This window comes from Xanthomonas sp. NCPPB 2250, assembly GCF_056725265.1.
Genome location: NZ_CM161520.1, coordinates 898,592 through 917,999, shown reverse-complemented (window position 1 = coordinate 917,999; position 19,408 = coordinate 898,592). Strand labels below are relative to the sequence as shown.

The window sequence follows — 19,408 nt, the reverse complement described above, 5'->3', positions numbered from 1 at the left end:
GTCGGGACCGAAGCCCCTCGCCCAAGGCATTGCCAAGCCGTCAGCGCTGCTGCATGGCATGGCGCATCCGCCATCGACCCTTCTGGTCCGACTCGGCCGCCATGCTCACGGTGGGAGCGGCTTCAGCCGCGACGCGTGAAGCCACAGGCCATCCGCCATCCAACCAAACATCGGGAGGGGCCGGCCTCACGCCAGCCGCCCCACCTGCGCCTCGGCCAGCCCGCAGGCCAGCCGATGCGCGGCCCTCACTTGGCCGGTTGCTCCACGCCCAGCTGGTCCAGCATGAAGGCATAGGACTCGGCCATTTCGCGGTAGCGACGGAAGCGGCCGGACTTGCCGCCGTGGCCGGCTTCCATGTTGACGCGGAACACGATCGGCTGGCTGCCGGTGTCGTTCTCGCGCAGCTTGGCCACCCACTTGGCCGGCTCCCAGTACTGCACCTGCGAATCCCACAGGCCGGTGCCGACGTACATCGCCGGGTAGGCCTGGCGGCTGACGTTGTCGTAGGGCGAGTAGCTGAGCATGTAGTCGTAGTACGCCTTCTGCTCTGGATTGCCCCACTCGTCGTACTCGTTGGTGGTCAGCGGGATGCTCGGATCGAGCATGGTGGTGACCACGTCCACGAACGGCACCTGCGCCACCAGCACGCGGTAGTCCTTCGGCGCCATGTTCGCCACCGCGCCCATCAGCAGGCCGCCGGCGCTGCCGCCAGCCGCGGCGACGCGATCCGGGGCGGCGTAGCCCTGCTGCACCAGCCCGCGGGTGACGTCGATGAAGTCGTTGAAGGTGTTCTTCTTGTGCAGCAGCTTGCCCTGGTCGTACCAGTCGCGGCCCATTTCCTGGCCGCCGCGGATGTGCGCGATGGCGTAGACCACGCCGCGGTCGAGCAGGCTCACCACCGGCAGGTTGAACGCCGGATCGGTGGACATGCCGTAGCTGCCGTAGGCGTACTGGTACAGCGCGGCGCTGCCGTCCTTCTTGAAGCCCTTCTTGTAGACCAGCGACACCGGCACCTTGACCCCGTCGCGCGCGGTCACCCAGACGCGTTCGGTCTGGTACTTGCTGGCGTCGTAGCCGATCACCGGCTGCTGCTTGAGCAGCTTGCGCTCGCCGGTGCGGGTGTTGAGTTCGTAGGTGGTGGCCGGGGTGGTCAGCGAGGTGTAGCTGTAGCGCAGCCACGGCGTGTCCGGCTCGGCGTTGATCGACAAACCCATCGAGTACGCCGGCTCGTCGGCCTTGACGTATTCCTCCTTGCCGTCGGCGAAGTGCAGGCGGATCCGCTCCAGGCCGTCGGAGCGCTCGGCGATGGCGGTGAAGCCGTCGAACAGTTCGAAGCCGTCGATGAACACATTCTCGTCGTAGGGCAGCCAGCTCTGCCACTGGTCGCGCGAGGTAGCACCATCGGGCGCGGTCATCAGCGCGTAGTTCTTGGCCTTCCAGTTGGTACGGATCACCCAGCGGCCGTCGAAGTGGTCGGCGTGGTACTCGACGTCGCGCTCGCGCGGCGCCAGCACGGTGAAGCGCTGCGGATCGGCGGCCGGCGCATAGCGCTGCTCGGAGGACACGGTGCTTTCGACGCCGATGACGATGTACTTGTCGTCGCGGGTGCGGCCCACGCCCATGTAGAAGCTGTCGTCCTTTTCCTCGTAGACCAGCACGTCCTGCGCCGCCGGAGTGCCCAGCACGTGCTTCTTGACCCGCACCGTCAGCAGCGTCTCCGGGTCGTTCTCGACGTAGAACAGGGTCTTGTTGTCGTCGGCCCAGACCACGTCCGGCGACACGCCGGGAATGCGGTCGGCATAGACCTCGCCGGTGTCCAGGTTCTTGAAGCGCACCGCGTACTGGCGGCGGCCCACGTCGTCCTCGGTCCAGGCCAGGATGCGGTTGTCCTGGCTGACCGCCGCGTCGCCGACGCTGAAATAGCCCTTGCCGGCGGCCATGGCGTTGACGTCGAGCAGGATCTCCTCCGGCGCTTCCATGCTGCCTTTGCGGCGCGCCTGGATCGGGTAGTCCTTGCCGCTCTCGTAGCGGGTGTAGTACCAGTAGCCGCGCTCGCGGTACGGCACGCTGCTGTCGTCCTGCTTGATGCGCCCGACGATCTCCTCGTACAGCCGGTCTTCCAGCGGCTGCAACGGCTTCAGCACCTGGTCGGCGTAGGCGTTCTCGGCGTTGAGATAGGCCAGCATCTGCGGGTTCTTGCGCGCGTCGTCGCGCAGCCAGTAGTAGGCGTCCTGGCGAACGGCGCCGAACGGCGCCTTGACCGCGTGCGGCTGCTTGGCCGGATGCGGCGGGGTGGCCGCGGCGGCGGAGGCGGAGGAAGCGAAGGAGGCGGTCATGAGCAGGACGAGGCTCGCTAGCAAGGGGCGGTGAGGCATCTAATGGGGCTCCGGCGGCGGTAACGCAACGGGACGCACCGCCTTGGCCGGGCGGCGGCAGCGGGCGGGCGCCGCGCAGTGCCGGCCGAGTCTCCCTGCAACGCTGCGCCGTGGCAAGCGTGCCGAGGCCGTGCGGCCTGCGACTCAGGGCAATCGGCGAGCTGTGGTGCCTCGATGGCATCGCGCGCGCGGCCGTGGCCAGCGAAGCGGATGGAGCCGCGCCGCACGATCGACCGCCAGGAAAGCAACGCCAGATGCAACGGGATGGGCGTCCCCCGGAGCCACGCCCGATTCGCCCAGGCGCAGCGCCCACCTCGGGTCGCGCCGCGACAGCCACCGCGCACTCTGCCGAGCGTCGCCGACTGGACGCGGCTAACACGCTCGGGAACCCGCTCCTCTATCATCGGCCGCATGGCTTCCCTTCCTGGCGACACCCTCAGCGCCTCGCCCGCCGCGCCCGGCTACAGCCAGCGCAGCCGTGAGATCGAACCCTTCCACGTCATGGCCTTGCTGGCCCGCGCCAACGAACTGGAACAGGCCGGCCACGACGTGATCCACCTGGAAATCGGCGAACCGGACTTCACCACCGCCGCGCCGATCGTCGCCGCCGGCCAGGCCGCGCTGGGCGCCGGCCATACGCGCTACACCGCCGCGCGCGGCCTGCCCGCCCTGCGCCAGGCGCTGGCGGACTTCTACCGGCAGCGTCACGACGTCGACCTGGATCCGGCACGCATCCTGATCACCCCCGGCGGCTCCGGCGCCCTGCTGCTGGCCAGCGCGCTGCTGGTCGATCCGGGCCGCCATTGGCTGATGGCCGATCCCGGTTACCCGTGCAATCGCCATTTCCTGCGCCTGGTCGAAGGATCGGCGCAGCTGGTGCCAGTCGGCCCGGACAGCCGTTACCAACTGACCCCAGAGCTGCTGCAGCGGCACTGGAACGCGGACAGCGTCGGCGCGCTGGTGGCATCGCCGGCCAATCCCACCGGCACGCTGCTGTCGCGCGACGAACTGGCGGCGCTGTCGCAGACGCTGCACGCCCGCGGCGGGCACCTGGTGGTGGACGAGATCTACCATGGCCTCAGCTACGGCATCGACGCGCCCAGCGTGCTGGAGGTCGACGACGAGGCCTATGTGCTCAACAGTTTCTCCAAGTACTTCGGCATGACCGGCTGGCGCCTGGGCTGGCTGGTGGCGCCGCGCGCGGCGGTGCCGTCGCTGGAGAAGCTGGCGCAGAACCTGTACATCAGTGCGCCCAGCATCGCCCAGCACGCGGCGCTGGCCTGCTTCCTGCCGGAAACGCTGCAGATCCTGGAAGCGCGCCGCGCCGAATTCGCGCAGCGCCGCGACTACCTGCTGCCGGCACTGCGCGCGCTCGGCTTCCGCATCGACGTCGAGCCGGAGGGCGCGTTCTACCTGTACGCCAACGTGTCCGCTTTCACCGACGATGCGCAGGCGTTCTGCGCGCACTTCCTGGAGACCGAGCACGTCGCTTTCACCCCGGGCGTGGATTTCGGCCGCCATCGCGCACGCCAGCACGTGCGCATCGCCTATACCCAGAGCCTGCCGCGACTGCAGGAGGCGGTGGCGCGAATCGCGCGCGGGCTGGAGCGCTGGGCGCGCTGACGCAGCGCGTCAGTCGTCGCAGCCCACCCGGTCGAAGAACTGCCGCGCACTCGGCTCGCGCTGCTGCGCAGGCGTCCGGTACCACAGCAGTTGCCGCAGGTCCGGCACCAGGAAATGCGCAGGCGCCGGCGTGCCGCGGCGCGGCACGCCATCGAGCAGATCGTAGGCGGCATCGGCGCCGAGGTACTCGGCCTCGCCGAGCGGGCGGTCACCGCCGTCGGGAGAAGGCGGCTGCCAACCGGGCCGGGTCGGATCGGCAATGGACACCAGGGTCTGGCGTCCATCGCTGCCGCCATCGGCCGGCAGGAACCAACGATCGTGGCCGCTGCGCGTGGAGTGCAGGCGCAGCGCCAGCTGTGCGGGCCAGTCCGGCCCGCTGTCCACCGCCACGAAACGCGCCGTGAGCGCGGGATCGTGGCGCAACGCGTAACGCGCGTGTTCGACCGTGCACTGGCTGGCCGCCAGCGCGAACAGCACACTCACCAGCATGATGACGCCTCCGCAGGCGACACGCTAGAACCAGGCGACGATCCGCGCCCCGACCGGGACGCGGATCGCATGCCTCACTTGGACAACCGCTCCCACAGGAAGCTGTACGCCAGCGCCTGCATGTGCGCAGCTTGCGCATTGTTTGCTGCACCGCCATGACCACCTTCGATGTTCTCGTAGTAGGTCACGTCCTTGCCGGCGTCGATCATCTTCGCCGCCATCTTCCGCGCATGGCCCGGGTGCACGCGGTCGTCGCGGGTGGAGGTCAGGAAGATCACCGGCGGATAGTTCTTCTTCGGGTCGAACAGGTGATACGGCGAGAAGGTCTGGATGAACTTCCAGTCGTCGGTGTCCGGGTTGCCGTACTCGGCCATCCACGACGCGCCGGCCAGCAGGTGACTGTAGCGCTTCATGTCCAGCAGCGGCACCTGCACCACCACCGCACCGAACAGCTGCGGGTACTGCATCAGCATGTTGCCGGCCATCAGCCCGCCGTTGCTGCCGCCCTGCACGCCCAGGTGCTTAGCCGAGGTGATCTTGCGCGCGACCAGGTCCTGCGCCACCGCCGCCATGTCCTCGTAGGCCTTGTGCCGGTTCTGCTTCAGCGCCGCCTGGTGCCAGCGCGGGCCGTACTCGCCGCCGCCGCGGATGTTGGCCAGCGCGTACACGCCCCCCTGGTCGAGCCAGGCGCGGCCCAGGCTGCCGGAGTAGAACGGGGTCATCGAGATCTCGAAGCCACCGTAGGCGTACAGCAGGGTCGGCGCGCTGCCATCGGCCTTGAGCTGCTTGGGCCGGACCAGGAAGTACGGCACCTTGGTGCCGTCCTTGGACACCGCGAAGTGCTGCTCGATCTCGTCCTTGGACGCATCGAAGAAGCTCGGCATCGCCTTCAGCGTCTCGATGCTCTTCGGTCCGCGCTGCACATCGGCCAGCATCAGCGTGGTCGGGGTCAGGAAGTCGGTGGAAGTCAGCCACACCTGGTCGTTCTCGTCGGCATCGACCGCATCGACGCTGGTGCTGCCGAAGGCCAGGTCGCCGACCGGGAACGCTGCACGCGCCCACTCGCCCTCGCCCGGGGTCAGCACCCACAGCCGGCTCTTGACGTCGTCGAGCACGTTCAGCACCAGCCGCGACTTGGTCCAGGCGAAGGACGCCAGCGACGCGGTCTCGGTGGGCGTGAACAGCACCTGGAAGTCGCGCTTGCCGGCCATGAAGTCGTCGAACTTGGTCACCAGCAGCGCACCGGCCGGGTAGGTCGTGCCGCCCACCGTCCACGGATCGCGCAGTTCCAGGGTCAACCACTGGCGGTGCACACCCTTGTTGGCCGAGTTGGGCACGTCGATCTTGGTCAGGCGGCCATCGGCGCCGCGCAGGTACATCTCGTCGTTGTAGAAGGCCAGCGTGCGGCTGACGAAATCGCGCTCGTAGCCAGGCGTGTCGTCGTGCATCGCGGCGATGTACATGTCGTCAGGCTTGCCCTCGTAGACCAGCGTGGCGCTGCTCATCGGGGTGCCGCGCTTCCACTGCTTGACGATGCGCGGGTAGCCGGAGCTGGTCAGCGAGCCGGGGCCGAAGTCGGTGTACAGGTAGACGGTGTCGGCATCGATCCAGCTCAGCCCGCCCTTGGCCTCTGGACGGAAGAAGCCGTCCTTGATCCACTGCTTGGTGCTCAGATCGAACTCGCGGGTGACGTCGGCGTCGGCGCCGCCGCGCGACAGCGCGATCAGGCAGCGGCGGTACTCCGGGCGCAGGCAGTTGGCGCCATGCCACACCCAGTTCTCGCCCTCGGCCTTGTTCAGCGCGTCCAGGTCCAGCACCGTCTCCCACTTCGGCTCGGGCTTGCGGTACTCATCGAGCGTGGTGCGGCGCCACAGGCCGCGCTCGTGGGCGCGGTCCTTCCACAGGTTGTAATAGTACGGGCCGATCTTCTGCACGGCCGGGATCTTGGCGTCGGAATCCAGCACCTCGCGGATGCCGGCCTCGCGGGCCTTGAAGGCGGGGGTCTCGGCCAGCCGCGCCTCGGTCTTGGCGTTCTGCGCCTTGACCCAGTCCAGCGCCTTGGTGCCGGTGACGTCTTCGAGCCAGGCGTAGGGGTCTTGGGGCATCGCGGTTTCCTTGGCCGCGGCGGTGCCGGCGGCGAGCAGGCCGGCGATCAGGCAGGCGTGTGCGAGTGAGGACATGTTCGGATCCGTGGAAGGAAAGCGCCGCACCGTAGCACGCGGCCTCGCCGCCCTCCCCTGCCGAAGGTCAGGCCAGGCGCATCTCGGCCAAGCCGCCCACCGGAGCCACATAGCGCCGTTGCGCACAGTCTCCATGGCACCCTGGAACGCGGGATCAATCCGTCTGCATGATCGCCAGCTCAAGCCCGTTGGGATCGCGGAAGTGCAAGCGTCGCCCGCCCGGAAAGGCGAAGATCGGCTTGCTGATGATCCCGCCGGCCGCCTCGACAGCCGCTTGCGCAGCGTCGAGGTCGTCCACCAGCACCACTGGCAGAGGCGCTGCCGGCGCCTCGCTCATGTCGCCCTGCAATCCCAGGTCGACGTGGCCCGTCATGGTGCATGCGTAGCTGGGGCCGAAACTGGTCAGTTCCCACCCGAACGCTGCCGCGTAGAAGGTCCGTGCCGCGCCGAGATCGCGTGCGGGAAGTTCGACGAAATTGATGCGGGGCATGCGCAATCTCCTAGGCTTGTTTTCGAACGCGTTTGGTCGGGAGGCCGGACACACTGCGCATCACCCACGGCCTCAGTTCGGCCGGCTCGGACAGCATGGTCTCGGGGACGACGACGTAGGACTTGCTGGCCGGCTGATCCGGTTCGTAGCGAAGCGGTGCGGCACCCGGCAGGGCCAGGAGCGCGTCGCGCTCGCTGCCGGTGAACTTCAAGGCCAGTCCGACGTCGGAAAGGGACGCGAACGGCTTGCCGTCCGCGTAGGCGAAGCGTCCGCCGAACATGGGGCGAAACGTCACCTCCAGCTCGGGCGGTGCCGCGGCGGCCAAGACCGACTGCAACAACGTGGGATCGTGCTTCATGCGGGCTCCTCCTGTGCCGCCTTCCTACAGCATGCCCCGCGCCGGGCGTCATGGCGCAGCTGCTCTGCCCCTGCCGCGCGCAGAACAGGGTCGGGCCACGCATGGAGATCCTGCGGCATTGCGGTTTCCTTGACCACGGCGAACCCGACGGTGAGCAGGTACGAGAGGGGCACGACTCGGATCCGGGCAGGGCCGCGCCGCAGCAGGTACGCGCCCTCTGCAGTGCCCCCTGCCGACGGTCAGACCGGGCGCGCGGTCCGCAGCGCCGGCCGGCGCCGCCGCGCCTGCGCCCGCGGCCTGGCCCGCCACTGGCCCCACAGGCGCCGCAACGGCGGCAGCGGGAAGCGGTGCAGGGCCCACCACGCGCTCAGCGGCATGCCCAGCAGCCACAGCGGCCGCCAGCCCAGCCACTCGCTGTGGCCGCGCGCGGCTGGCCACACCAGGACCAGGGCCAGCCCGGCCAGGATCGCCTGGCGCAGCAGGCGGCGCAGGCCCGGGTGCGGGACGTGGGTGCGCGGGGAGGACGGAACGATCGGCATGACGGCAGCTCCTGGAAGTCGAGGCGCGCAGGTTGCCGCCGCGACATCTCAGGGGCTGCGACGCACCATTGACATGGCGCACGCGCATACTTCACCGGCGTTCGCCCTTCGCCCCGGAATCTTCTATGCGCCTGCTCTCCCTGTTCGCTTCCGTGCTGCTGCTGGGCATGGCCGTCCCGTTGCCGACGGCCCGCGCCAAGGCGCCGGACCCGGAGCAGGAGCCCGCGCAGCCGCCGATCGACCTGCAGCGCTTCATGGGCCGCTGGTACGTGATCGCCCACATCCCGTACTTCGCCGAGCGCGGCCACGTCGCCAGCAGCGACGAGTACACCCTCAAGGAAGACGGCAAGATCGCGGTGCGCTACGAGTACCGCAACGGCTTCGACGAGCCGGTCAAGGAGCTCAACTCGCGCGCCACGGTCAAGGAAGGCACCGGCAACCGCCGCTGGACCACCTGGTTCTTCAGAATGGTGCCCACCAAGTACCGCATCCTGGAAGTGGCACCGGACTATTCCTGGGCGCTGATCGACTATCCGGGCCGCGACCTGGCATGGGTGTTCGCGCGCTCGCCGAACATGAGCCACAAGCAGTACCGCGAGCTGGTCGACAAGCTGGACCACCAGTACGGGGTCAACATCGACAAGCTCAAGCGCGTGGCGCAGCGCCGCGACCAGGTCGGCAAGCTCGGCTTCGAAGTGCCGAACAAGCCCTGAAGCTGCTCCCGTCGCAGCCGGTTGCGACGCGGACAACCCGATCCGCATCGCGCTGGGCTGGCGCGCTCCGCGCGCCAGGATGCCGTTCTGCCCACGTCAGACCCGGCCACTGCGACCACCCGACGCCGCCACGCCATCGCACCGGGCGTGTCGCCACCGACAGCACGATCATCCTTCGCTCAGCGAAGCACCCGGCGCGGCCCGTATGATCGGGGCGCCCTCCCCCACAGACAGGTGCACCGCTTGGCCAGCGTCCTCTCCGAACCTCTCGACGAAGCACCGCGCGGCTGCGCGGACGCGACCCAGCTGCGTGGCCAGGTATTCGCGCAGAACTGCCCGTCCCGGGCCGTGCTCAGCCATGTCACCAGCCGCTGGGGCGTGCTGGTGCTGGTCGCCCTGCGCAAGGGCACCCATCGCTTCGGCGACCTGCGCCGCAGCCTGGAAGGGGTCAGCGAGAAGATGCTGTCGCAGACCCTGCAGGCGCTGGAAGCGGACGGCCTGGTGCAGCGCACCGCCTATCCCGTGGTGCCGCCGCACGTGGAATACGACCTGACCCCGCTCGGCGAGGAAGCCGCGGCGCACGTGCACGCGCTGGTGGACTGGATCGAGCGCAACATCGGCGTGATCCTCGGCGGCGGCGCGCCGCTGGATGCGGCGTAGGGCGTCGACCTCCAGGCTGCGACACGCATTGGCGGTAAGGCCGCGGTCGCGCTGAAGCCGCTCCTACGACGGCCGCTGCGTCGCACCGGCCAGGGATTGCTGCGGCATCAGGAGGTGCACGCCTCGGCGGCGACCCGGCGGCGGACGCGTGGGCCGCTCCCTCGTAGGAGCGGCTTCAGCCGCGACGCGCGTTACCGGGAATGCCCTTCGCGGCTGAAGCCGCTCCTGCAAGTGACCTTCCATCGTTGTTGGAGCTCCTGAAGCCGCTCCTACGTAAATCGCGTCGGGTGCAGCGGTGTCTCGATCGTCGCTTTAATCGTCGCTGTAGTTGCTCAATGCCAGCGACAGCAGCGCCTTGGCCTGTTCGCGCAGCGAGCGCGGTTCCACGATCTCCGCATCCGAGCCGTAGTGCAGCACGTCCATCAGCAGTTCGCGCGAGACGCTGTAGGGCACCTTCAGTTCGTAGCGGCCGTCGGCCAGGAACCGGCCCTGCTGCTTGGAATGCCAGTGCTCGTCGGCGACCCAGCGCGCGGCCTTGGGGCTGAACACGATGGTGGCCCAGCCCTTGGGCGCGCCGGAAAAGATGCCGTAGCTGGCCGCCAGCTGCGAATCCAGTTCGGCGTCGGCCACGTCCTGCGCCGGCTGGTCGAGCAGGCGCGCGTGGTTGATGCGGTCCACCGCGAAGCTGCGCACCGCGTCGCGGCCATGGTCCCAGGCGTCCAGGTACCAGTTGTCGCGGTAGTGGGTGATGCGCTGCGGCGACACCGTGCGCTTGGTCGATTCGTCGGTGGAGCGGGCGCGGTAGTCGAAGGACAGGCGCTTGCGCTCCAGCACCGCCGAGGCGACGGTGCGGAAACTGGCTTCGTCGAGCTTGCGGCCGCGGTGCGGGATCACCCGCACCCGCTCCACCGGCCAATGGGTGGCCCCGGCCTGGGCGGCGAGCAGGCTTTCGATGCGCTGCTGCAGCGGCGCCAGCACCGAGGACAGCACCCCGCCGCCGGTGCGCGCCAGCAGTTGCTGCGAGGCCAGCAGCGCGTGCAGTTCCTCCGAACTCAGCCACAGCCCGGGCAGCTCGAAACGGTCGCTCTCCCCGGACTCGTAGCGGAAGCCGGCCTCGCCGTCGCCCTCCACCGGCGCCATCAGCGCATCGCGCAGGAAGGCCAGATCGCGGTAGACGGTGGCGCGGGAGCAGCCCAGTTCGTCCTGCAGCCGCGCCACCGTCACCGGGTAGCGTGCGGACTTGAGCAGGCGGTGCAGTGCGTTGATGCGTTCGTAGCGGTCCATGGCCCCGATTATGTCTGAGTCGACGGCGGAAAACGCCTGCCTGGCGCGGCAGCCGGCTGTGCGCCCGAACCGTCGATGAAGCCGGCACCCGGGGCCGGCCAGGGTGTCATGTGGATCCGGTATGATGAAATCGTTTCCATTTCGTTAGCCGAAGGCTGCGTCCTCATCCCCGGAGAAGCCATGTCCCGCCGTGCCACCCTCGTATCCGCCATCGCTTTGTTGCTGCTGAGCACGTCCCCGGCCTGGGCCGCCGACGTCGCCACCTCACCGACAGCCACGGACCCGGCCAGTTCGCCGTGGAGCGGATCGGGCGAACTGGGCTTCGCCTCCTCGCACGGCAACAGCACCAACGAAAGCCTCAATGGCCGGCTCAAGGGCCAGTACGTGGACGGCGACTGGATCCACAGCCTGGACCTGCTCGCCCTGCACGCCAGCGCCGAGTACACCGACACCAATCCGGACGGCACCACCACGCGCAAGCGCCAGACCACCTCCAACCGCTACACCGGCAGCGCCGGCAGCGCGCTGCAGCTCGGCGAGCACCGCCAGCTGACCGCCTCGCTGCGCTACGAGCGCGACGACTTCGCCACCTACGACCGCCTGGCCACGATCGGCATCGGCTACGGCACCCGGATCATGGACGGCGACCGCCGCAGCATCGACGTGCAGATCGGTCCCGGCGTGCGCCGCGCCCACGACGTGGTCGAGGACCGCACCGAAACCGGCCTGATCGGCCGTGGCCTGGTCGACTTCAAGTACGGCCTGACCAGCAACACCGAACTGGGCAACACCCTGCTGGTCGAATCCGGCGCGTACAACACCTTCGCGCAGAACGACCTGGGCATCTCGGTGAGCATGAACGAGCGCCTGGCGCTGAAGGCCGGCTGGCAGGCGCGCTACAACAGCGACGTCAGCGACGACAAGAAGAAGACCGATACCTTGACCACGATGAACCTGGTCTACAAGTTCAAGTGAGCCGGGATTGGGGAGTCGGGAGTCGGGATTGGTAAAAGCCGGGTTCCTGGGTCCGTGTGATGCAGGGCGGCCTGTGGCGGTGCCGGTCGCCGCATGGTGTCGCCACCATCGACGCACGACACCGCGTCGTGCCGCCGCGTTCCGCCACGGCAACCGCATGATCAGGATGCTTGTCGGGTGCCGAGATCCACTCCAAGACACCCCAAGGCGCAAGGCGTGACGGTCCCGTTGCTCGACCGTCCTCCTGGAGGAAGACCCATCGGGACCAGGCCTGACTGATCAGGAAGCTCCATCCGATCACGCTTCTTTGAAGAATGCTTGGCCGGGAAATCAGCACTACACCCGCGACCTTTACTAGGTGCAGTACCGCTGCTGGTAGTTGTCTGGAACGGAGGCGTTCATGACCATATCCGACATCAAGACCGTGGTTCGCCGGTTCAACAAGGAGGTCATCGAAGGCGGGGACCGCGCCGCATTCGAGGCACTGATGGCCCCGGGGTTCGTCAACCGATCCGCCCCGCCTGGCACTCCTGCAGGAGGCGAGAGCATGTGGAGCACCTTCCACGACGTTCTCCGGCCCGCATTGGCCGGATTGACGGTGACCATTCACGACCAGGTCGCCGAGGGCGACAAGGTGACGACCCGCAAGACCGTGTCGGGCCGGCACACAGGGACCTTGTTCGGGGTGGAACCCACGGGAAAGCCGGTCAGCATCGAGGTGATCGACATCGTGCGGGTCGAGAACGGCCGCTATGTCGAGCATTGGGGGATCAACAACCTGCCGACCGTGCTCGCTGGCTTGCGGCGCGACGAGTCCGCGCCGTAGGAGCGGCTTCGGCCGCGACCGGAGCGGACAGGCAAGCGCCACACCCGTTCGACCTCCTTGTAGGAGCGGCTTCAGCCGCGACAGGCCTTCCCGGTCACGCCCATCGCGGCTGAAGCCGCTCCTACGGCCGATGGCGCGAGGCGGTGGACACTCTTAGACCTGCAGGTCGACATCCAGCAATTCGCGTGCGCCGGCGCCCAGCAGGGCCTCGGCCACGGCCTGGCCCAGCGCCTGCGGATCCTGCGCACTGCGCTGCAGGTCGGCGCGCACCAGGCGCCCGTCGGCGACGCCGCCGACCAGGCCCTGCAACAGCAAATCCTCGCCGCGCCATTGCGCGAAAGCCGCCACCGGCACGTGGCAACTGCCGTGCAGGGCGCGGTTCATCGCCCGCTCGGCCTCCACGCAGGTGCGGGTCGGGGCGTCGTCGAGCGCGGCGAACAATGCCAGCGCGTCGCTGGCGTCCTCGCGGCATTCCACCGCGATCGCGCCCTGCGCCGGGGCCGGCAGCCAGTCCGGCGCCTGCAGGCGCTGGGTGATGCGCCCCTCCAGGCCCAGCCGCTGCAGGCCGGCGCAGGCCAGCACGATGCCGTCGTAGCCGCCGTTGTCGAGCTTGGCCAGGCGCGTGTTGACGTTGCCGCGCAGGTCCAGCAGTTCCAGGTCCGGGCGCCGCGCGCGCAGTTGCGCCTGCCGCCGCAGCGAGGAGGTGCCGACGCGCGCGCCCAGCGGCAGCGCGTCCAGCGAGGCGTAGAGGTTGGAGATCAGCGCATCGGCCGGATCGGCGCGCGGCAGGATCGCCGGCAGCACGAACGGCGGGTCCAGCTCCATCGGCACGTCCTTGAGCGAGTGCACCGCGCAATCGGCCTCGCCGCGCAGCATCGCCAGCTCCAGTTCCTTCAGGAACAGGCCCTTGCCGCCGATCGCCGCCAGCGAGCGGTCCAGGACTTCGTCGCCGCGGGTGCTCATCGGCACCAGCACCACGTCCAGGTGCGGGTGCGCGCGGCGCAGGCAGGCGGCGACATGCTCGCTCTGCCACAGGGCGAGCGGACTCTTGCGGGTAGCGATGCGCAGGATGTTCATGCGCGCATTATCGCGGAAAGCCGCCGTCCGCCGCTGCACGCGGGCGGTCCGGGCGGCGTCAGCGCTGGTGGATCTCCTTGCGCAGCTGCGCCACGCAGCGCCGACTGACCTCCAGCGGCTGCTTGCCATGGCGCAGCACCGCCTGCACCTGGCCCTCGCCGAGCCGGCGCAGTTCCACCAGTTCGTGGCGCGCGACCAGGCAGTTGCGGTGGATGCGCACGAAGCGCTCGGCGAACTCCTCCTCCAGCGCGCGCAGCGATTCCTCGATCAGGTCCTCGCCGCGGGCGTGGTGCACCACCACGTACTTTTCCTCGGCCTGCAGATAGTGGATGTCGTCGACCGGAATCAGCCGCAGGCTGCCGCGCAGGCGCGCGCACAGGTGGGTGCGGCGCTGCGGGGCGGGCGCCGCGGCGTCGCCGCTGCCGCGTCCGGCCATGAAGGTCCGGGCGCGCTGCAGGGCCGCGGCCAGGCGCTCGGCGCGCACCGGCTTCATCAGGTAGTCGATCGCCGCCGCCTCGAACGCGGACAGCGCATGCGCGTCGTAGGCGGTGCAGAACACCACCGCCGGGCGCGGTTCGAAGGTGGCCAGATGGCGCGCGGCCTCCAGGCCGTCGAGGCCGGGCATGGCGATGTCCAGCAGCACCAGGTCCGGCTGCGCGGCGGCGCAGGCGTGCAGCGCATCCATGCCGTTGTCGGCTTCGGCCACCACTTCCACGCCGGCATGCGCGGCCAGCAGCGTGCGCAGGCGTTCGCGCGCCAGGGGTTCGTCGTCGGCGATCAGCACCTTCACCCAGGTCTCCCTCGCTCGGCTGGCGTGCGCTGCGGCCGATACTAGCCCTGGTTCCGGGCGCCCGCCATCGGCATCGCACCATGCCGCCATGCGGCCGCTGCAATCAGCAGCCGGCGAGGCAGGCGTCCATCCAGTCGCCCAGGTCGGCGATTTCCTCGGCGCAGACCTGGTGCGCCATCGGATAGCGTCGCCACTGCACCGGCATGCCCAGCGCCTGCAGGGTCTGCGCGGTACGCTCGGCGTAGGTCTGCGGGATCACCGGGTCGCCCTGGCCGTGGGCCATGAACAGCGGTTGCCGCAGGGCCGCCGGGACGTGCCACTTGGCGACGCTCTCCAGTTCCGGCAGGTAGGTGGACAGGCCGATCAGGCCGGCCAGCGGCCTTTCGCGGCGCAGGCCGGCGGCCAGGGTGATCGCGCCGCCCTGGGAAAAGCCGGCCAGCAGCAGGCGCTCGGCCGGCACGCCGCGCGCGTCCTCGCGCGCGATCAGTTCTTCGACCTGCGCCACCGATTCGGCGACGCCGACACTGTCGGCGCGGTTGGAGAAGTCCATGCTGACGATGTCGTACCAGGCGCGCATGCGCACGCCGTTGTTGACCGTCACCGGCCGCACCGGCGCGTGCGGGAACACGAAGCGCAGCGCCGGCCAGTGCGGCCGCACCAGTTCCGGCACCAGCGGCGCGAAGTCGTTGCCGTCGGCGCCCAGGCCGTGCAGCCACAGGACGGTCCAGGCCGGCGCGGCGCCGGTCTCGTGTTCCACTGTCTCCAGCATGTCGGTTCCCGATGAATGAGGCCGGATAGTATGCCGGCGTCAGCCCTGGGCCTGCGCCTCGGCCTCGGCACGGCGGGCGGCGGCCTCGCGGCGCAGTTCGGCGGCGCGCAGCAGCACCGCCGGCGGCTGCGACTCCTCGGGAATGGCGAGGATGCGCAGCTTGCGCAGCCACAGGCCGGCGGCGCGCGAGGAACTGATCGCCACCACCGGCACCGCCAGCGCCATGCCGATCACCACCGGCGCCATCCATGCCGCCAGCGACGGCGACACGGCATAGGCCATGCCGCCCATCAGCAGGCCGAACGCGCTCAGTCCGCCGTAGCTGCGCAACAGCGCCGACCACGAAATGCGGCCATCGTCGCGCTGTTGCGCGTCCCAGCCCGAGTCCTTGCCGGCCAGCACCTCGGCGACGCCGCGCGACTGCACGTACATCACCACCGGCGCCATCAGCGCGGCCAGCAGCGTTTCCAGCAACATGCTGGCGAAGGCGCGCAGCCCGCCGCCGCAGCCGCGGCGTTCGCCGGGCTTGAGCAGCATCGCGAAGTAGCCCATCACCTTGGGCGCCAGCAGCACGAACATGGTCACCGCGAACACCCAGAACACCCGCGTGGAGTCCTGCTGGTGCCAGTAGCGCGCCGGCGAGAACGGCGAGATCACCGAGGCGACCAGGTCGAAACCGCCGTTCTGCAGCGGAATGGCGATGCCGATCAGCATCAGCATGCCCCACATCGGCGCGGTGAAGTAATGGCCGATGCCGATCAGCATGTGCATGCGGCTGACCCAGTGCAGGCCGCGCGCGCGCACCACCTTGGAGTGCTGCAGGTTGCCCTGGCACCAGCGGCGGTCGCGCACCAGCAGGTCGGTCAGCGTCGGCGGGCCTTCCTCGTAGCTGCCCTGCAGGTACGGCACCATGTGCATGGCCCAGCCGCCACGGCGCATCAGCGCCGCTTCGACGAAGTCGTGGCTGAGCACGTGGCCGCAGAACGGCTTGCGCCCGGGCAGCGACGGCAGGCCGGCCTGCGCTGCGAAGGCCTCGGTGCGGATCATCGCGTTGTGGCCCCAGTAGTTGCTTTCCGCCCCGTGCCACCAGGCCACGCCGAAGGCGATCACCGGGCCGTAGACGCGGCCGCCGAACTGCTGCATGCGCGCGAAAAGGGTGTTGCCGTTGACCACTTCCGGCAGGGTCTGGATCAGGCCGACGTCGGGGTTGGCCTCCATGCCGGCGGCCAGGCGCACGATGCTGTCGCCGGTCATCAGGCTGTCGGCGTCCAGGATCAGCATCTGCGGATAGGCGCCGCCGAAGCGGCGCACCCAGTCGGCGATGTTGCCGGCCTTGCGCCCGGCATTGCTGGCACGGCGCCGGTAGAACAAGCGGCCTTCGCCGCCGACGCGCTCCACCAACTCGGCGTACACCTTCTCTTCTTCCGCGCCGATGGCCGGGCGCGTGGTATCGCTGAGGATGAAGAAATCGAAGCGCTCGATCTGGCCGGTGGCCTCCACCGATTCGTAGATCGCCTGCAGGCCGGCCATCAGCCGGTGCGGATCCTCGTTGTAGGTGGGCATCAGCAGCGCGGTGCGGTTGCGCACCTGCGGCAGCGGCGCGTCCGGATCGATGCCGAGCTTGCGGCCCTTGCCGAACACCAGGGTGAAGAAGCCGGCCAGCGCGCTCACGAACGACAGCGCGATCCAGGCGAACAAGGGGATGAACAGCACCATCAGACAGGCTTCGAGCACGCTCACGCCGCCGATCACCAGGACCTTGCCGATCAGCCAACTGGCGTAGGCGGTCATCGCCGCGGTGGTGCCGAACACGTAGAAGCGCCGCCAGCCGATCCCGACCGGGGTGCTGGGCAGGCGCGTGTTGCGCAGCTTGCCTTCCTGCAGCGACTGCAGCGGCATCGCCAGCGGCGCCTCGGGCGGCAGGACCGCGTGGCCGGCATCCAGGGGAGCATCGACGTGCACGGCCGGTGTGGGGGCGACCGTGCTCATGCGATCCGCCGACCGCGTCCGGCGCCGCAGCGCCATCGGGAAGTGCCGCGGGCGGACGGCACGGCGGATGCCGCCGCGGCCACGCGCGCCTCGTTGTGTTCGCCAGTTGGTACCACGTGCTCTCCTGTCGACGGGCAAAGACGCCGGTCAATGTAAACCTTAAATAGTAAGCTTTCGCGAAGGTGGCCACCGGCACCGCCGAGGTGGCGCCGGCCGATCCGTTCAGCCATGCCGCCTTCACCTGCGCTCACCCGCGTTTCACCCGTCGCGCCGACCATGAAGCCAGTCCGGCAATGGAGGATCGACGCATGCGCCAGCCCGCCCGGGGACGCACAGGCACCCAGCGGCAACACGACCATTCGGCAGCACCCACGCCGCCGCACGGAGCGCCGGCGCTGTTGATCGTGGACATGATCAGCCGTTTCGACTTCCCGGACGGCGCACGGCTGGCGGAGGCCGCACTGCCGGTGGCCGAGCGCATCGCCCAGCTCCGCGCGCGCTTCCATCGCCGCGGCTGGCCGGTGCTGTTCGCCAACGACAACTTCGCCGACTGGCGGACCGATTTCGAAGGTCTGTGGACCCTGTGCGCCGACCCGAAGCAGCGCGGCGCACGCATTGCCGCCTGCCTGGCGCCGCGCCCGCAGGACTATTACGTGCTCAAGCCCAAGCACTCCGCCTTCCTCGGTTCGGCCCTGGCCCTGCTGCTGGCGCGGCTGCAGACCACCCGCCTGCTGGTCACCGGCATCGCCACCGACGCCTGCGTGCTGGCGACCGCGATCGATGCGCGCATGCGCGATTTCCAGGTGCAGGTGCCGCCCTCGTGCTGCGCGGCGCTGGATGCCGGGCGCCAGCAACGGGCGCTGCAGGTGCTGCGCGAGGCCTTCGCGGTGCGCATCAGCGACCGGCTGCCGGCACGCGCGGGCGGATGAGCGGGGTTACTCCGCCGTCGGCACCGGCATCGGGGCGGCGCCCTCGCCCTCGTCGCCGAGCGGCCGCGCCACGAACGGAAACGCCAGGGTGATGGTCGTGCCGCGTCCCAGTTCCGATTCGACGTCGACGAAGCCGCCGGCCTGGCGCACCAGGCCGTAGACCTGGGCCAGCCCCAGGCCGGTGCCCTTGCCCTCGGGCTTGGTGGTGAAGTACGCCTCGAACAGGCGCGACTTGACCGCATCGGACATGCCTTCGCCCTGGTCGCTGACCGCCAGGGTCACGTAGCGGCCGGGCTGGCGCATCGCCGCCGCGCGCGACGGCGGCACTTCCAGCGCGCCGCAGCGGATCGTCACCGCATCGCCGGGGCGACTGGCGTCGCGCGCGTTCAACGCCAGGTTCAGCACCGCCTGCTCGACCGCGTTGCGGTCGGCATAGGTCGTCGCCACCTCGGCGCATGCAAGCAATTGCAGGCGCATCTCGCCGCCCAGCGCCTGCGCCAACAACGGCTGCATCTGCGTCACCAGCTCGTTCAGGTCCAACCAGATCGGCTTGACCGGGTGCGCGCGGGCGAAGCCGAGCAGGCGCCGGGTCATACCCGCGCCGTGCTGCAAGGCCTCGTTGGCGATGGCGAGCAGCCGTTGCTGGTCCGGCTGCAGGCGCTGCGGATGGTCGGCGACCATGCTCACCGAGGTGATCGCGGTATGCAGCATGTTGTTGAAGTCGTGGACCACGCCGGCAAGCATCTGCCCCACCGCCTCGCCCTTCTGCGCCTGGGTCATCGCGCGCTCGGCCACGCGCTGCGCGGCCAGCGCGATGTCCAGTTGCCCGCGCAGTTGCGACTGCTCGGTGTGCCAGCGACGGCCCAGCGCCGCGGCATCGTCGGCATCCATCGTGTCGCCCCGGCCATCGATCGGGGCGAGGTGACCCAGTGCGCGCAGGGCCTGTTCGACCTGGTGCTGCTGGGTGACGTCGCGGCTGATCACCAGCACGCTTTCCACCCGCGCCGAAGCGTTGGCCAGCGGACTGACCATCACGTGCCACCAGCGCCGCCGTCCGTCCAGCGACGGGCGCTCCGCCCAGAATTCACGCTGCTCGTTGCCCAACGCCGCGGCGAAGGCGCCCTGGGTCAGCGAACGCATGTCCTCGGGCCACAGTTCGACCCAGGGATGGCCGACGACGTCAGCGGGGTCGGAAACGCCAAGCAGGGCCAACCCGTGGGGATTGATCGAGCGCACGATGCCGTCGCGGCCGACTTCCTTGATGCAGTCGTGGGAGAGCTCGACGATCTGCCGATAGTGGGCGTGCGTGGTCAAGCTGCGTCTCGCAGTAAGTAAGGTCGAG

General features: G+C 69.5%; 18 protein-coding genes. 6 read left to right on the top strand and 12 right to left on the bottom strand.

The window, feature by feature from the left end; all coding sequences use genetic code 11:
• Positions 1-245 precede the first annotated feature (245 nt).
• Positions 246-2,336: a S9 family peptidase gene (locus AC1PMG_RS03825; protein ID WP_481110722.1), complete on the bottom strand. Its 2,091-nt coding sequence runs from the start codon at positions 2,334-2,336 to the stop codon at positions 246-248.
• Positions 2,337-2,786: 450 nt separating this feature from the next.
• On the opposite strand from AC1PMG_RS03825, the gene AC1PMG_RS03820 reads away from it, so the two are divergent.
• Positions 2,787-3,998 carry a pyridoxal phosphate-dependent aminotransferase gene (locus tag AC1PMG_RS03820; RefSeq protein ID WP_481110721.1) on the top strand — a complete coding sequence of 404 codons (1,212 nt, stop codon included), beginning with the start codon at positions 2,787-2,789 and terminating at the stop codon, positions 3,996-3,998.
• Between the two features lie 9 nt (positions 3,999-4,007).
• On the opposite strand, the gene AC1PMG_RS03815 is transcribed toward AC1PMG_RS03820, so the two are convergent.
• The 5 genes from AC1PMG_RS03815 to AC1PMG_RS03795 form a co-directional block, all read right to left on the bottom strand.
• Positions 4,008-4,487 carry a hypothetical protein gene (locus AC1PMG_RS03815; RefSeq protein ID WP_481110720.1) on the bottom strand — a complete coding sequence of 160 codons (480 nt, stop codon included), beginning with the start codon at positions 4,485-4,487 and terminating at the stop codon, positions 4,008-4,010.
• 74 nt (positions 4,488-4,561) lie between these two features.
• Positions 4,562-6,667, bottom strand: coding sequence for a prolyl oligopeptidase family serine peptidase (locus AC1PMG_RS03810; protein WP_481110719.1), 2,106 nt, complete (start codon positions 6,665-6,667; stop codon positions 4,562-4,564).
• A gap of 154 nt (positions 6,668-6,821) precedes the next feature.
• Positions 6,822-7,157: a VOC family protein gene (locus AC1PMG_RS03805; protein WP_342074488.1), complete on the bottom strand. Its 336-nt coding sequence runs from the start codon at positions 7,155-7,157 to the stop codon at positions 6,822-6,824.
• Between the two features lie 10 nt (positions 7,158-7,167).
• Positions 7,168-7,515 (bottom strand): TfoX/Sxy family protein, encoded by a 348-nt coding sequence (locus AC1PMG_RS03800; RefSeq protein WP_481110718.1) that lies wholly within the window; start codon positions 7,513-7,515, stop codon positions 7,168-7,170.
• A 239-nt stretch (positions 7,516-7,754) separates the two neighbouring features.
• Positions 7,755-8,054: a hypothetical protein gene (locus AC1PMG_RS03795; RefSeq protein ID WP_342074486.1), complete on the bottom strand. Its 300-nt coding sequence runs from the start codon at positions 8,052-8,054 to the stop codon at positions 7,755-7,757.
• Between the two features lie 125 nt (positions 8,055-8,179).
• On the opposite strand from AC1PMG_RS03795, the gene AC1PMG_RS03790 reads away from it, so the two are divergent.
• Together AC1PMG_RS03790 and AC1PMG_RS03785 are read left to right on the top strand one after the other, a co-directional pair.
• Complete coding sequence (locus AC1PMG_RS03790; RefSeq protein ID WP_017912048.1) at positions 8,180-8,767, top strand: lipocalin family protein; 588 nt, start codon at positions 8,180-8,182, stop codon at positions 8,765-8,767.
• A 234-nt stretch (positions 8,768-9,001) separates the two neighbouring features.
• Positions 9,002-9,427: a winged helix-turn-helix transcriptional regulator gene (locus AC1PMG_RS03785; RefSeq protein WP_255325519.1), complete on the top strand. Its 426-nt coding sequence runs from the start codon at positions 9,002-9,004 to the stop codon at positions 9,425-9,427.
• A gap of 312 nt (positions 9,428-9,739) precedes the next feature.
• On the opposite strand, the gene AC1PMG_RS03780 is transcribed toward AC1PMG_RS03785, so the two are convergent.
• Positions 9,740-10,711 carry a helix-turn-helix transcriptional regulator gene (locus AC1PMG_RS03780; protein WP_010341069.1) on the bottom strand — a complete coding sequence of 324 codons (972 nt, stop codon included), beginning with the start codon at positions 10,709-10,711 and terminating at the stop codon, positions 9,740-9,742.
• Between the two features lie 180 nt (positions 10,712-10,891).
• Between AC1PMG_RS03780 and AC1PMG_RS03775 the strand changes: the two genes are divergently transcribed.
• Both AC1PMG_RS03775 and AC1PMG_RS03770 read left to right on the top strand, forming a co-directional pair.
• Positions 10,892-11,686, top strand: a complete 795-nt coding sequence (locus tag AC1PMG_RS03775) for a DUF481 domain-containing protein (RefSeq protein ID WP_152180719.1) — start codon at positions 10,892-10,894, stop codon at positions 11,684-11,686.
• Between the two features lie 400 nt (positions 11,687-12,086).
• On the top strand, positions 12,087-12,512 hold the full coding sequence (locus AC1PMG_RS03770; RefSeq protein WP_342074484.1) for an ester cyclase: 426 nt from the start codon (positions 12,087-12,089) through the stop codon (positions 12,510-12,512).
• 153 nt (positions 12,513-12,665) lie between these two features.
• Here the strand turns inward: AC1PMG_RS03770 and hemC are convergent, their stop codons facing one another.
• From hemC to mdoH, 4 genes are all read right to left on the bottom strand, one after another.
• The gene (gene hemC / locus AC1PMG_RS03765; protein ID WP_481110717.1) at positions 12,666-13,589 is read right to left on the bottom strand and encodes a hydroxymethylbilane synthase; all 924 of its coding nucleotides are present in this window, start codon (positions 13,587-13,589) and stop codon (positions 12,666-12,668) included.
• Positions 13,590-13,647: 58 nt separating this feature from the next.
• Positions 13,648-14,379 carry a LytR/AlgR family response regulator transcription factor gene (locus AC1PMG_RS03760; protein ID WP_342074482.1) on the bottom strand — a complete coding sequence of 244 codons (732 nt, stop codon included), beginning with the start codon at positions 14,377-14,379 and terminating at the stop codon, positions 13,648-13,650.
• A 103-nt stretch (positions 14,380-14,482) separates the two neighbouring features.
• The gene (locus AC1PMG_RS03755) at positions 14,483-15,148 is read right to left on the bottom strand and encodes an alpha/beta hydrolase (protein ID WP_481110716.1); all 666 of its coding nucleotides are present in this window, start codon (positions 15,146-15,148) and stop codon (positions 14,483-14,485) included.
• Positions 15,149-15,187: 39 nt separating this feature from the next.
• Positions 15,188-17,137, bottom strand: coding sequence for a glucans biosynthesis glucosyltransferase MdoH (gene mdoH, locus AC1PMG_RS03750; protein WP_481110715.1), 1,950 nt, complete (start codon positions 17,135-17,137; stop codon positions 15,188-15,190).
• A 308-nt stretch (positions 17,138-17,445) separates the two neighbouring features.
• On the opposite strand from mdoH, the gene AC1PMG_RS03745 reads away from it, so the two are divergent.
• On the top strand, positions 17,446-18,066 hold the full coding sequence (locus AC1PMG_RS03745; RefSeq protein WP_481110714.1) for a cysteine hydrolase family protein: 621 nt from the start codon (positions 17,446-17,448) through the stop codon (positions 18,064-18,066).
• Between the two features lie 6 nt (positions 18,067-18,072).
• On the opposite strand, the gene AC1PMG_RS03740 is transcribed toward AC1PMG_RS03745, so the two are convergent.
• The gene (locus AC1PMG_RS03740) at positions 18,073-19,380 is read right to left on the bottom strand and encodes a two-component system sensor histidine kinase NtrB (protein WP_481110713.1); all 1,308 of its coding nucleotides are present in this window, start codon (positions 19,378-19,380) and stop codon (positions 18,073-18,075) included.
• Positions 19,381-19,408 lie beyond the last annotated feature (28 nt).